Here is a 12,314-nt window from a genome sequence, read left to right on the forward strand (position 1 = left end):
GATTTTCCGCTTGCCTTCATGAGTCCGCGCCCGCCCCAACTCCGCCAACTGCTGATGGCCCGTTTCGACTGGATGGAAGCGCGGGTCATGGAAAACGCCGTGCGCGAGGGTTACGGCGGCGTGACCACGGCGATGAACCGCATGTTCGCGCACCTGCATGGCAAGCCGATGGGTTTGTCTGAACTGGCGCGAGTTCTGTCCGTGTCGCGCCAGGCGGTGCACCAGCTAGCCAATGACGCGGCGGCCATGGGGCTGGTGGAGTTTGTTCCGTCCGAGCGCGACGGTCGTGTCAAGCTCCTGCGCTTCACCGAGAAGGGGTGGGTCATGGTGGAGCAGGCTCTGCGCGCGTTTGAGCGCATCGAGCAGGAGCTGGTCGAGACGCTGGGCCCCGAAGACGTAGCGGCGCTGCGGCGCATCCTGGCCAAGCCCTGGTCGGCCGACGAGCGGGCCTGATCTCAAGGGAAAACCCCAGCGAAAAATTCGTCAATCTCAATTGACGAATTAGGCGAAGCTTCGAACAATCCTTCCTGTCATCCCGGCCTGCCGCAATCGCGCGCATGGCCGCAAGGGCGTTGGAGGTCTGTCCATGTCATCGTCATTCGAGGTGCTGCGGCGCGAGCGCGCGGGGCGGCCGGTGCCGCGCACCATGATGGATGCGCCGCTGCGTGTGACCGACGTGATGCGCCGGGCGGAGCTGCTGTTCCCCGGTGTCGAGGTGGTGAGCCGCCATGGCCCCGGGGACGTGCGGCGCTCCAACTACCGCGCTGTCGCGCGCGAAGCGCTCGCCCTGGCGGGCGCGTTGAAGGGCTTTGGCATCACGCCCGGCCAGCGCGTGGCCACGCTCATGTGGAACCACGCCGCCCATCTGGCGGCGTACTACGCCGTTCCCGCGATCGGCGCGGTCTTGCACCCGCTCAATCCCCGTCTGATGCCCGAGGAGCTGGCGTACATCGTGGCAGACGCTGGCGATGTCGCGCTGCTGGTAGACGACGACCTGCTGCCGCTGTGGCGGCAGGTCGCCGAGCATGTCAGTCTGGATCACGTCATCGTTCATCCGCTTGGTGCGCCGGCGCCAGCCGCCGAATCTGCGCCGGGAGCCGGCCATCGCCTGTGGGCCGAGACTCTGGCGGATGCCACGCCGTTGCCCGGCTGGCCGGAGGATGCATTCGACGAACGCGATCCCGTGTCGATCTGCTACACCTCGGGCACCACAGGGCGCCCCAAGGGCGTGGTGTATTCGCACCGGTCGATACTGCTGCACGGACTCGGGGCGGCAACGCCGGACGCGCTCAACCTGTCGGGCCGCGACACCGTGATGGCGCTTGCGCCGATGTTCCATGCCAACGCCTGGTCTATGCCGCACACCTCGGCCATGCTGGGGCAGAAGCAGGTGTTCACTGGCCCGCGAGCCACACCGGCCGAAATCATGGATCTGTTCGTCAATGAGCAGGCCAATGTGTCGCTGGGTGTGCCGACCTTCTGGAGTGATGTGCTGAACGTGATCGACCAGCACCCCGGTCGCTGGAGGTTTCCGGCCGGCACGCGCATCTATTGCGGCGGTTCCGCACCGCCGCCCGAGATGTTTCGCCGCTTTGACCGGCTCGGTGTGCACCTGCAGACCGGCTGGGGCATGACCGAAACCTCGCCGATGGGCAGCCAGACCTGGGTGCGGCCGGAATACCGCGATCTCACGGGCGAGGCGCTGATTCACCTGCGCGTGTCCAACGGGCTGCCGCTGCCCTTTATCGAGATGCGCCACGTCGACGAGAGTGGCGCGGTGCAGCCGCACGACGGCGTGGCCATGGGCGAGTTACAGGTGCGGGGGCCGTGGGTGACCAGCGCCTATATTGGCCACCCGCAGCCCATTTCAGCCACCACGGCCGACGGCTGGATGAAGACGGGCGACATCGTGGTGTTTCAGCCCGACGGCTACATGCGCCTGGTGGACAGGTTGAAAGACCTGGTCAAGTCCGGCGGCGAATGGATCAGTTCCGTGGACATGGAGAAGGCCCTGTGTGACCACCCGGCCGTGGCTGAAGCGGCCGTGATCGCCGTACCTGACGAGCGCTGGAGCGAGCGGCCGCTGGCGCTGCTCGTGCTCAAGCCCGGAAACAGCCATGTGAGCGCCAGTGACATCCAGGACCACCTGCGTCCGCGCTTTGCCAAATGGATGGTGCCCGATCACATCGAATTTGTGACCGAACTGCCCCGCACGTCGGTCGGCAAGCTGAACAAGCTTGCGCTTCGGCGCCAGTACACCGATTCCGCGCGTTGATCGCTGCCAACCGCGTCCCGCTTCACACAACCTGGAGAAGAGACCATGCACAGCCACATTCCTCGTCGACGCTTCTGTGGCCTGCTGGCCGTCGCGGCGCTGGGCGCTACCAGCGCCGTCATCGCCGCACCGCTGGAGCAAGCGCGCATCCTGTGCGGCTTTCCAGCCGGTAGCACCATCGACGTGGTGGCGCGCCGCGTGGCCGACAAGCTGGCCGCGGCGGGCTACGCCAAGTCGGTGGTCGTGGACAACCGCACCGGCGCCGGCGGCCAGTTGGCCGTCAGTGCGACCAAGGGCCAGGCGGCCGATGGCAGCGTGATCCTCATCACGCCCATGTCGATTCTCGGCATCTACCCCCACACCTACAAGAAGCTGCCCTACGACGCCGCGACCGACCTGACGCCCGTGGCCAATGGCGTCAGCTTCGACTATGGCTTTGCAGTCGGACCGGCCGTGCCGGACAGCGTCAAGACCATCCCCGAATTCATGGCCTGGGCCAAGGCCAATCCCAGCAAGGCCAGCGTAGGTTCGCCTGCACCGGGGTCGACGCTGCACTTCTCGGCACTGACGCTGGGGCGGGCCTCGGGCGTTGACCTTACGCACATTGGCTTTCGCGGATCGCAGGCCGGCATTCAGGACTTGCTGGGCGCGCAACTGCCGGCCATGTCCAGCCCGCTCGGCGAGTTCTTGCGCCACGCGCCGGCCGGCAAGCTGCGCATCCTCGGCACGTCGGGGGCCAAGCGCAGTCGCTTCACGCCCCAGGTGCCCACGTACGCCGAGCAGGGCTACAAGGACATGACCTACAGCGAATGGTATGGCTTCTTCGTGCCCGCCAAAGCCAGCGCCGAGACAGTCAATCGCCTGAATGCGGCATTGCGCGAGGCGCTGAAAGCGCCCGATGTGATCGAGGCGCTTCATGGCTTCGGCCTGGAGCCCACGCCCAGTTCACCCGCCGAACTGGGGGCGCTGTTGAAGGCCGATACCGACCGCTGGGCGCCCATCGTCAAGTCGATCGGCTTCACCGCAGACTGACGCACCGCAGTCCCCCCTCCTGTCCCCTGGCGGACATTCATACTGCATTTTCACCAAGCACCCACTTGGTGAAATATCTATACTGGGCGTCGCGGAGCGCGTGCGCTGTCGCGCCACGACCAAGGAGTGATTTTCATGACCGAAGCCTATGTTTTCGACGCCGTGCGCACGCCGCGCGGCAAGGGCAAGAAGGACGGCAGCCTACATGAGGTCAAGCCCGTCGATCTGCTGGCCGGCACGCTCACCGCACTCCAGAGTCGTCACGATTTCGACACCGCCAGCGTCGATGACGTGGTGATGGGCGTGGTCTCGCCCATCGGTGAGCAGGGTTCCGTCATCGCCAAGGTGGCGGCACTGAAAGCAGGCTGGGACTGGCAGTGCGCGGGCGTGCAGCTGAACCGCTTCTGCGCCTCAGGCCTGGAAGCGGTCAACATGGCGGCGCAGAAGGTGCGCAGCGGCTGGGAAGACCTGGTCGTGGCCGGCGGCGTGGAGAGCATGAGCCGCGTGCCGATTGGCTCCGACGGTGGCGCGTGGGCGCAAGATCCGGCGACCAACAGCGCGACCGACTTCGTGCCGCAAGGCGTGGGGGCCGATTTGATCGCCACGCTGGAAGGCTTCTCGCGCGAGGACGTGGACCAATTTGCCGTCACATCGCAGCAGCGCGCGGCTGCAGCGCGTGAGGCGGGGTATTTCAAAGGCTCGGTGGTGCCAGTGACCGACTTCCTGGGCCAGACGATTCTGGAAGAAGACGAGTTCATCAAGCCGCGCACCACGGTCGAGGCGCTGGCGGGGCTGCGGCCGTCGTTCGAGCAACTGGGGGCGATGGGCTTTGATGCGGTGGCCATTAGCCGCTACCCGCAGGTCGAGCGCATCCACCACGTGCACCACGCCGGCAATTCGTCGGGCATCGTGGATGGCGCGGCGGCGGTGCTGATCGGCAACGAAACGGCCATCAAGACCCACGGCTTCAAGCCGCGTGCGCGCATCGTGGCCACGGCGCTGTCGGGCGCCGACCCGACCATCATGCTCACCGGCCCCATGCCGGCCACGCGCAAGGCACTGGCGAAGGCGGGGCTGAAGATCGAGGACATTGACCTGTTTGAAGTGAACGAAGCCTTCGCCGCCGTGCCGATGAAGTTCATGAAGGAGTTCGGCGTGCCGCACGAGAAGGTCAACGTGAATGGCGGCGCCATTGCCCTGGGCCACCCGCTGGGCGCCACGGGCGCCATGATCCTCGGCACGCTGATTGACGAGCTGCACCGCCGCAACCTGCGCTATGGCCTGGCCACGCTGTGCGTGGGCGGTGGCATGGGCATTGCCACCATCGTGGAGCGGGTTTAAAGGAAATCAGCCTCCAGCGCTTGATGGTCAAGCGCAGGCAGCTATCAAATTCATAGAGCCATGAAACTCAAGACCCTGCGCTACGACCTGGCCGATGGCATCGCCACCCTCACGTTCGACGAAGAAAACTCGCCCGTCAACACCATGTGCCTGCAATGGCAAGACGATTTGCAGACCGTGACGGATCAGGCGGTAAAGGACAAGGACGCCATCCGCGGCATCGTGCTCGCCTCTGCCAAGAAAACCTTCTTTGCCGGCGCCGACCTGAAGGGCGTGATGCGCATGACGCTGGCCGACGCGCCCAGGGTGTTTGCCGAAATCGAGCGCATCAAGAAGGCCTTCCGCACGCTGGAAACGCTGGGCAAGCCGGTGGTCAGCTGTCTCAACGGCTCGGCGCTGGGCGGCGGGTGGGAACTGGCGCTGGTCGGCCACCACCGCATCGCCGTCAATGACCCCAAGATCCAGTTTGGTCTGCCCGAAGTGACCATCGGCCTGCTGCCGGGCGGTGGCGGCGTGACCAAGATGACGCGCCTGCTCGGCCTGATGGGCGCGCAACCTTACGTGCTGGAAAGCAAGCTGTTCAACCCCGCCGAGGCGCAGCAGATGGGCGTGGTGCACGAACTGGTCGAAAGCGCCGACCAGTTGCTGCCGCGCGCGAAGGCGTGGATTGAGTCGGTACAAGGCGACGCGGAAGCGGCCACGCACCCGTGGGACCGCAAGGATTACAAGATGCCCGGCGGCACGCCGAGCAACCCCAAGATCGCTGGCGGCCTGGTCGTGGCGCCCGCCATGCTCAAGACCAAGACGCGTGGCCTCTATCCCGCGCCGCACGCCACGCTGGCGGCGATGGTGGAAGGCGCGCAGGTCGATTTCGACACCGCCATGCGCATCGAAAGCCGCTACCTCGCCAGCCTGATGACCAGCCCGGTGGCGAAGAACATGATCAACACGTTCTTCTTCAACCTGAACGCGATCAAGAGCGGGCAGTCGCGGCCACGCGATGTGCCGAAGTACAAGCCGCAGAAGGTAGGCGTGCTGGGCGCCGGCATGATGGGCGCCGGCATCGCCTATGCGCAGGCGAGCCGCGGCATCGCCACGGTGCTCAAGGACGTGTCGCTCGAAAAAGCAGAGCAAGGCAAGGCCTACAGCCAGAAGATCACGCAGTCGCGCGTCGACAAGGGCCGCCTGAACCCGCACGACCAGACCGCGCTGCTCGGTCGCATCACGCCCACCGCCACCGCTGCCGACCTCAAAGGCTGTGATCTGATCATCGAAGCCGTGTTCGAGAACCGCGACTTGAAAGCGCAGGTGACGAAAGAGGCTGAAGCCATGCTGGCCGAAGGCGGCTTCTTCGCCAGCAACACCAGCACGCTGCCCATCAGCGGCCTGGCGCAGGCATCCGCCAAACCCGAGAAGTTCGTCGGCATCCACTTCTTCAGCCCGGTCGACAAGATGAAGCTGGTCGAGATCATCCGGGGCCAGCAGACGGACGACGAAACCGTGGCGCGAGCCTTCGACTACGTGCTGGCGCTGGGCAAGCTGCCCATCGTCGTCAACGACTCGCGTGGCTTCTACACCAGCCGCACCTTCGGCACCTACGTGATGGAAGGCGCGGCCATGCTGGGCGAAGGCATTCCCGCCGCCGTGATCGAAAACGCCGCCGTGCAAGCCGGCCTGCCGGTCGGCCCGTTGGCGGTGTTGGACGAAACGGCGCTATCACTTTCGGTGCACGTGCTCGACCAGACACGGGCCGATTTCCGGGCTGAAGGTAAGACCTACGACGCTACGCCCGGCGAGTTGCTGGTCGAGCGCATGGTGAAGGAATTGAAGCGCAATGGTCGCGCGGCGGGCGGGGGCTTTTACGACTACCCCAAGGGTGAGAAGAAGCACCTGTGGCCCGAGCTGAAAGCGCTGTTCGAAAAGCCCGGCGTGCAATGGAACGTGCAGGACATCCAGGACCGCCTGCTCTACCGCCAGTCGGTGGAAACCGCGCGCTGCCTGGCCGAAGGCGTGCTCACCAGCGTGCACGACGCCAACATTGGCAGCATCTTCGGCATCGGCTTTCCGGGCTGGACCGGCGGCGCCATGCAGTTCATCTACGGCCAGGGCATCGAGCAGTTCGCGCAGCGCTGCGCCGAACTGGCGGCAAAGTATGGCGATGGGTTCAGGCTCACCGACGAGGTGAAGGCGGCAATACGCAAGTTTGAGCCGCAGTACTGAGCCGCGGCCCTGTGGACTGAGGCCTGCAACCAGCGCAGCCTACTGAAACGCCACCTCCGCAAAACTCCGCAGCTTGCGGCTGTGCAGCCGGTCCAGCCCGTTTTCGCGCAGGCGTTCGATGGCGCGGATGCCGATCTTCAGGTGCTGGTTGACGCGCTCGCGGTAGAAATGGTTGGCCATGCCGGGCAGCTTGATCTCGCCGTGCAGCGGCTTGTCGGACACGCACAGCAGCGTGCCGTAGGGCACCCGAAAGCGAAAGCCGTTGGCGGCAATGGTCGCGCTTTCCATGTCGAGCGCCACGGCGCGCGATTGCGAGAAGCGGCGTTGCGGCGCGCCGGCGCCCAGCAGTTCCCAGTTGCGGTTGTCGGTGGTGGCGACGGTGCCGGTGCGCAGCACGCGCTTCAACTCGGCGCCGCGCAACTGGGTCACATCGGCCACCGCTTCCTGCAAGGCGATCTGCACCTCGGCCAGCGCGGGCACGGGGATCCACAGCGGCAGGTCTTCGTCCAGCACGTGGTCTTCGCGCACATAGCCGTGGGCCAGCACGTAGTCGCCCAGCTGCTGGCTGCCGCGCAGGCCGGCGCAGTGGCCGACCATGATCCAGGCGTGCGGGCGCAGCACGGCGATGTGGTCGGTGATGGTCTTGGCGTTGGCCGGCCCGACGCCGATGTTGACGAAACTGATGCCGCTGCGATCCGGCCGCACCAGGTGGTACGCGGGCATTTGCGGCAGGCGCGGCGGCGGCGTGCCGCCTTCATCGTTCAAATCAGAGCCCGCACGCCGCGTGAGCACGTTGCCCGGTTGCACGAAGGCGCTGTAGTCGCTGTCGGCGTTCTGCATCTCCATCTGACCGAGCGCGATGAACTCGTCGATGTAGAACTGGTAGTTGGTGAACAGGATGAAGTTCTGGAAGTGCTCGGGCGATGTGCCGGTGTAGTGGCGCAGCCGGTGCAGCGAATAGTCGACGCGCGGCGCGGTGAACAACGCCAGCGGCTCGGGCTCGCCGGGGCGGATGTCGTGGGTGCCGTTGGCGATGCGGTCGTCCATGGCCGTCAGGTCGGGCAGATCGAACACCTCGGACAGACGCTGGCGCTGCGCGGCGCTCAACGATCCTTCGAAGTGTTCGTCTTCGGCCAGCGCAAAGGGCAGCGGTATGGGCTTGCTGCTGGTGCCCACTTCCAGCGTGGCGCCGTGGTTGGCCAGCAGCAGGCGGAACTGCTCCAGGTAATAGTCGGCAAACAGGTCGGGCGCTGTCAGCGTGGTTTCGTACTGGCCGGCGTGCGACACAAATCCGTAGGCCAGCCGCGTGTCGGGATGGCGGCTGTACGGCACCTGCAGGCGCACAAAGGGATAGAAGGCGCGCACGCGGGTCAGCCGGCCATCGGGCTCGGCCGGGCCCGCAATGTAGGCGGCCAGCGCATCGCGCAGATGCGCGCAGCCGCTGTCGTGAATGCGGCGCACCTGCGCCAGCGCGGCGTCGGCGTCGGTAAAGGGGGCGGGCGGTATGAACGAGGGCAGCGAGATCATGTGAGCCCATTGTCCACGCTGCATGCCACGCTGGCGTGACAGACGGGGCCGTGTGCCGGGTGAGGCAGCGACCCCGGGCTTGATGGTCGTCTTGCGCTCGTCATTATTCGATATGGCGCTATAAAAATCGAAGTGACATCTTGCCGGCCTGCCAGGCCAGCGTCGCCGCCAGCGCCAGTCCATGCAGGTTGGCCGCCGCGATGGTCAGCGCGATGGCTGGCCGCAGGCGTGCGGGCGTCGCGGCATGGCGCCACAGCAGCACCGCCGCGGCCAGCGACAGCGGCAGGGACAGCAGTCCCCACAGCGCCACGCCCGGCACGACCCGCCACCCGACGCTCAGCGCCAGCCAGCCATGCGCCAGCAGCGCCAGCCCCGCATACAGCAGCGCCGTGCCGCTCGGTCCCAGGCGCACCGCCAGCGTGCGCTTGCCCACGCGCGCATCGGCGCGCGCATCGGGCACGCCGTTGATCAGCAGGATGCAGGCCACCAACAGGGCGAGGCTGAAACCCAGCGATGCCGCCGCGACCGAGAACCGGTGGCGTTGCACGTAGTCGGCCCCCAGCACCACGCCCCACCAGGCCGCGGCCACCGCCAGTTCGCCCAGGCCGCGCGACATCAGCTTGAGCGGCGGCGCCGAATAGGCCCACGCGATGAACAGGCCCGCCGCACCCAGTAGCAGCAAGCCGCTGCCGGCGCGCGACGCCAGCCACAGGCCGGCCGGTATCAGCGCCAGCAGCAGCAGCGCGGCCCAGCGACCGGTGTCGCGCTCGCTCACCACGCCTTGCTGGATCAGGCGCGCGCCGCCGGTGAAGGGGTACAGGCCGCTGTCATTGGCCGCGTCGGCGCCGTTGCGCGAGTCGTGGTAGTCGTTGAGCACGTTGGCGCCCGCATGGGTCACGCACGCCAGCAGCACCGTGGCCACGGCCGCCGCCACGTTTACCCCACCGCCTACCACCGCCGCATGGGCAATGCCCAGCAGGCAGGCCGCGAGCGTGATCGTCAGGAAGGCCGGACGCGTCATGCGCCAGTGCAGCGCGGCCTGCTGGCGCCAGGTGGCCGGGGCGGTTGAAGTGGGCATGCCCGCATTGTGTCTGCGCCGCGGCGGTGCGCCTCGGCCGGGCGCTGGCGCCCGCTTGGCACGCCGTCCTACGGCGCGCTGCGGGCGCGGCGGTATGATCATTGTCAATTGATAATGCTATTAAATTAATAGCTGCATGCGCAATATCTAACAGCGGCCGGAGCCGATTTGACCCAGAACCCCACCCCCCGGCCCGTGCCTTCGCCCGAGCGCGTGATGCTGCGCCGGCGCCTGGCCGTGGTGCTGTGGCGCGCCGTGGCCGTGGTGGCGATGGCGCTGGGTCTGCTGGGCGTGGTGCTGCCGGTGATGCCGACGGTGCCCTTCCTCATCGTGGCCGCGTGGGCCGCCAGCAAGGGCTGGCCGGCGTTCGAGATCTGGCTGCTCAACCACCGCCTGTTCGGCCCGCCCATCGTGCAATGGCGCGAACGCGGCGCCGTGCCGCGCCGCGCGAAATGGCTCAGCACGGTGATGATGGCGTGCAGTGGCATTGGCATGCAGTTCTTTCCCGCCATTCCGCTGTGGCTGCGCATTGCCGTTCCGCTGGTGATGCTGGCGGTGGCGGTCTGGTTGTGGATGCGACCGGACACTTGATCCCCCTGTGCCGCCTACGGCGGCTTCCCCCGGAGGGGGACAACGCTGGCGCTCGGGGGGACCCCGAGCGCGGCGTTACCGCATGGCCTGCTCCGCGGCCCCTTCTGGGCTTGCTGCGCAGCCCGATTGCACGCTCTCCCGCGTGCGGGAGAGGGCAGGGGTGAGGGTCAGCAACGCCTCATGCATCATGGCGTTTTGAATGCCCGCGATCCATGCCTGAGCCCGCCCCCCGCCTCGCCGCCAGAAGCCCCCGCGCGCTGAGCGGCCTGCTGCCTTTCCTGCGACCGTATCGCGGCCGCATCGTGCTGGCGCTGTTATTCTTGGTCGGCGCGGCGGGCGCCATGTTGGCCTTACCGCTCGCGCTGCGCGGCTTGATCGACGGTGGCTTGGTCGGGGCTGACCCTGGCGCGCGCGTGATGGCGTTGCGCGAGCATTTCCTGGCGCTGTTCGGCGTGGGGGGTGGCGCTGGGCGTGTTCTCGGCGCTGCGCTTTTACATGGTGAGCTGGCTCGGCGAGCGCGTGACCGCCGACTTGCGCAACGCGGTGTACGCGCACGTGGTGCGGCAAAGCCCCGAATTTTTCGAGACCACGCAAGCCGGCGAGGTGCTGAGCCGCCTGACCACCGATACCACGCTGGTGCAGACGGTGGTGGGCTCATCGCTCAGCATGGGGCTGCGTAACATGGTGATGGGCGTTGGCGCGCTGGCGATGCTGGTGGTCACCAACCCGCGCGTGATGCTGCCCGTGCTGGGCATGTTGGCGCTGATCGTCGTGCCCAGCGTGTACTTTGGCCGCCGCGTGCGCAAGCTCAGCCGCGCCAGCCAGGACCGCGTGGCCGACGCCAGCGCCATCGCCGCCGAGGTGCTGAACGCCATACCCGTGGTGCAGAGCTACACGCAGCAGCGGCGCGAGGCGGCGCGCTTTGACGCGGCGACGGAGCGCGCCTTCGACACCGCCGTGCGGCGCACGCGCGTGCGCTCGGTGCTGGTCGCCTTCATCATCAGCGCCACGTTTGGCGCGCTGCTGTGGGGCCTGTACCAGGGCACGCAGGCCGTGCTGCGCGGGCAGATCACCGCCGGCCATCTGGGGCAGACCGTGATGTACGTGATCGTGCTGGTCAGCTCCGTCGCGGTGCTGTCGGAGGTGTACGGCGAGGTGCTGCGTGCCGCCGGCGCCACCGAGCGCTTGATGGAACTGCTGCACGCGCGCTCCCCGGTCGATGAACCGGCGCACCCGGTGGCACTGCCCGCTGCGCAGGGCGGCTCATCGGTGCGCTTCGAGCACGTCACTTTCCACTACCCCTCGCGCCCGGCGCAGTCGGCGCTGCGCGATTTTTCGCTCGATGTGCGGCCCGGCGAAACCGTGGCGCTGGTCGGCCCCAGCGGCGCCGGCAAGAGCACGGTGCTGCAACTGCTGCTGCGCTTCTACGATGCCCAACAGGGCACCGTGAGCGTCGATGGCGTGCCGGTCAATGCCGTGCCGCTGGACGCATTGCGCGCGCGCATCGGCATCGTGCCGCAGGACAGCACGGTGTTCTCGGCCTCGGCGATGGACAACATCCGCTACGGTCGCCCCGACGCGAGCGACGACGCGGTCTACGCCGCCGCCCGCGCGGCGTTTGCCGACGACTTCATCCGCGCCCTGCCCGAAGGCTACGCCACCCACCTGGGCGAGCGCGGCGTGCGCCTGTCGGGCGGGCAACGCCAGCGCATCAGCATTGCGCGCGCGATGCTGAAGAACCCGCCGCTGCTGCTGCTGGACGAAGCCACCAGCGCGCTCGACGCCGAAAGCGAGCGCATGGTGCAGGCCGCGCTGGAAGCGGCGATGCAGGGCCGCACGACGATCGTCATCGCGCACCGGCTGGCGACGGTGCTGCGGGCGGATCGGATCGTGGTGATGGAAGGCGGTCGCATCGTGGATGCGGGCACGCATGCGGAGCTGGTGGCGCGGGGTGGTTTGTATGGGCGGTTGGCGGCGATGCAGTTTGGGATGGACACTGAGTGAGGTGTTTGCCTCCTTCTCCCTCTGGGAGAGGGTTGGGGTGAGGGTCCACCGCTTTGAGTAAATCCTGGACCTTTGCAAAATAGCGGCGCGGGTGGGTTCAGCGCTGTCGGCCGGGATGTGCGCCCGGCGGCGCAGTCACTTTCTTTTGCTTCGCCAAAAGAAAGTAACCAAAGAAAAGGCGACCCCGCTGGCCGTGTCCCTCCGCTTCGCTGCGGGCAACCTGCGATGCTCGGTCGCGGGGCGGCG

General features: G+C 67.2%; 8 protein-coding genes and 1 pseudogene. 7 read left to right on the plus strand and 2 right to left on the minus strand.

Translation table 11 applies throughout. The features are described from left to right. Positions 1-18 precede the first annotated feature (18 nt). The 5 genes from R0D99_RS02885 to R0D99_RS02905 all read left to right on the plus strand — a co-directional run bounded on the left by R0D99_RS02885 (position 19) and on the right by R0D99_RS02905 (position 6,868). Entirely contained in the window at positions 19-453 is a 435-nt protein-coding gene (locus R0D99_RS02885; RefSeq protein WP_317749873.1) for a MarR family winged helix-turn-helix transcriptional regulator, read from the plus strand. A gap of 193 nt (positions 454-646) precedes the next feature. Next, positions 647-2,275 (plus strand): long-chain-fatty-acid--CoA ligase, encoded by a 1,629-nt coding sequence (locus R0D99_RS02890; protein ID WP_317749874.1) that lies wholly within the window; start codon positions 647-649, stop codon positions 2,273-2,275. Between the two features lie 45 nt (positions 2,276-2,320). Then, a complete protein-coding gene (locus R0D99_RS02895; RefSeq protein WP_317749876.1) occupies positions 2,321-3,307 on the plus strand; it encodes a Bug family tripartite tricarboxylate transporter substrate binding protein in 987 nt (328 codons plus the stop codon). Positions 3,308-3,442: 135 nt separating this feature from the next. Continuing rightward, positions 3,443-4,648, plus strand: coding sequence for an acetyl-CoA C-acetyltransferase (locus R0D99_RS02900; protein WP_317749878.1), 1,206 nt, complete (start codon positions 3,443-3,445; stop codon positions 4,646-4,648). Positions 4,649-4,708: 60 nt separating this feature from the next. Beyond that, complete coding sequence (locus R0D99_RS02905; RefSeq protein ID WP_317749879.1) at positions 4,709-6,868, plus strand: 3-hydroxyacyl-CoA dehydrogenase NAD-binding domain-containing protein; 2,160 nt, start codon at positions 4,709-4,711, stop codon at positions 6,866-6,868. 39 nt (positions 6,869-6,907) lie between these two features. Here the strand turns inward: R0D99_RS02905 and R0D99_RS02910 are convergent, their stop codons facing one another. Then, on the minus strand, positions 6,908-8,395 hold the full coding sequence (locus tag R0D99_RS02910; protein WP_317749880.1) for an AMP nucleosidase: 1,488 nt from the start codon (positions 8,393-8,395) through the stop codon (positions 6,908-6,910). Between the two features lie 118 nt (positions 8,396-8,513). Further along, entirely contained in the window at positions 8,514-9,473 is a 960-nt protein-coding gene (locus R0D99_RS02915; RefSeq protein WP_317749882.1) for a prenyltransferase, read from the minus strand. 168 nt (positions 9,474-9,641) lie between these two features. On the opposite strand from R0D99_RS02915, the gene R0D99_RS02920 reads away from it, so the two are divergent. Beyond that, entirely contained in the window at positions 9,642-10,064 is a 423-nt protein-coding gene (locus tag R0D99_RS02920; RefSeq protein ID WP_317749883.1) for a YbaN family protein, read from the plus strand. Between the two features lie 212 nt (positions 10,065-10,276). Further along, positions 10,277-12,068, plus strand: a pseudogene (locus R0D99_RS02925) (ABC transporter transmembrane domain-containing protein). The last annotated feature ends 246 nt before the right edge of the window (positions 12,069-12,314 follow it).

This window comes from Ottowia sp. SB7-C50, from assembly GCF_033110285.1.
GTDB lineage: Bacteria > Pseudomonadota > Gammaproteobacteria > Burkholderiales > Burkholderiaceae_C > Ottowia.

Bases quoted from the DNA above. Each gene is read 5' to 3' on its own strand.
- R0D99_RS02905 (WP_317749879.1), top strand. From the start codon at position 4,709: ATGAAACTCAAGACCCTGCGCTACGACCTGGCCGATGGCATCGCCACC.
- R0D99_RS02890 (WP_317749874.1), top strand. From the start codon at position 647: ATGATGGATGCGCCGCTGCGTGTGACCGACGTGATGCGCCGGGCGGAG.
- R0D99_RS02910 (WP_317749880.1), bottom strand. From the start codon at position 8,395: ATGATCTCGCTGCCCTCGTTCATACCGCCCGCCCCCTTTACCGACGCC.
- R0D99_RS02900 (WP_317749878.1), top strand. From the start codon at position 3,443: ATGACCGAAGCCTATGTTTTCGACGCCGTGCGCACGCCGCGCGGCAAG.
- R0D99_RS02915 (WP_317749882.1), bottom strand. From the start codon at position 9,473: ATGCCCACTTCAACCGCCCCGGCCACCTGGCGCCAGCAGGCCGCGCTG.
- R0D99_RS02895 (WP_317749876.1), top strand. From the start codon at position 2,321: ATGCACAGCCACATTCCTCGTCGACGCTTCTGTGGCCTGCTGGCCGTC.
- R0D99_RS02885 (WP_317749873.1), top strand. From the start codon at position 19: ATGAGTCCGCGCCCGCCCCAACTCCGCCAACTGCTGATGGCCCGTTTC.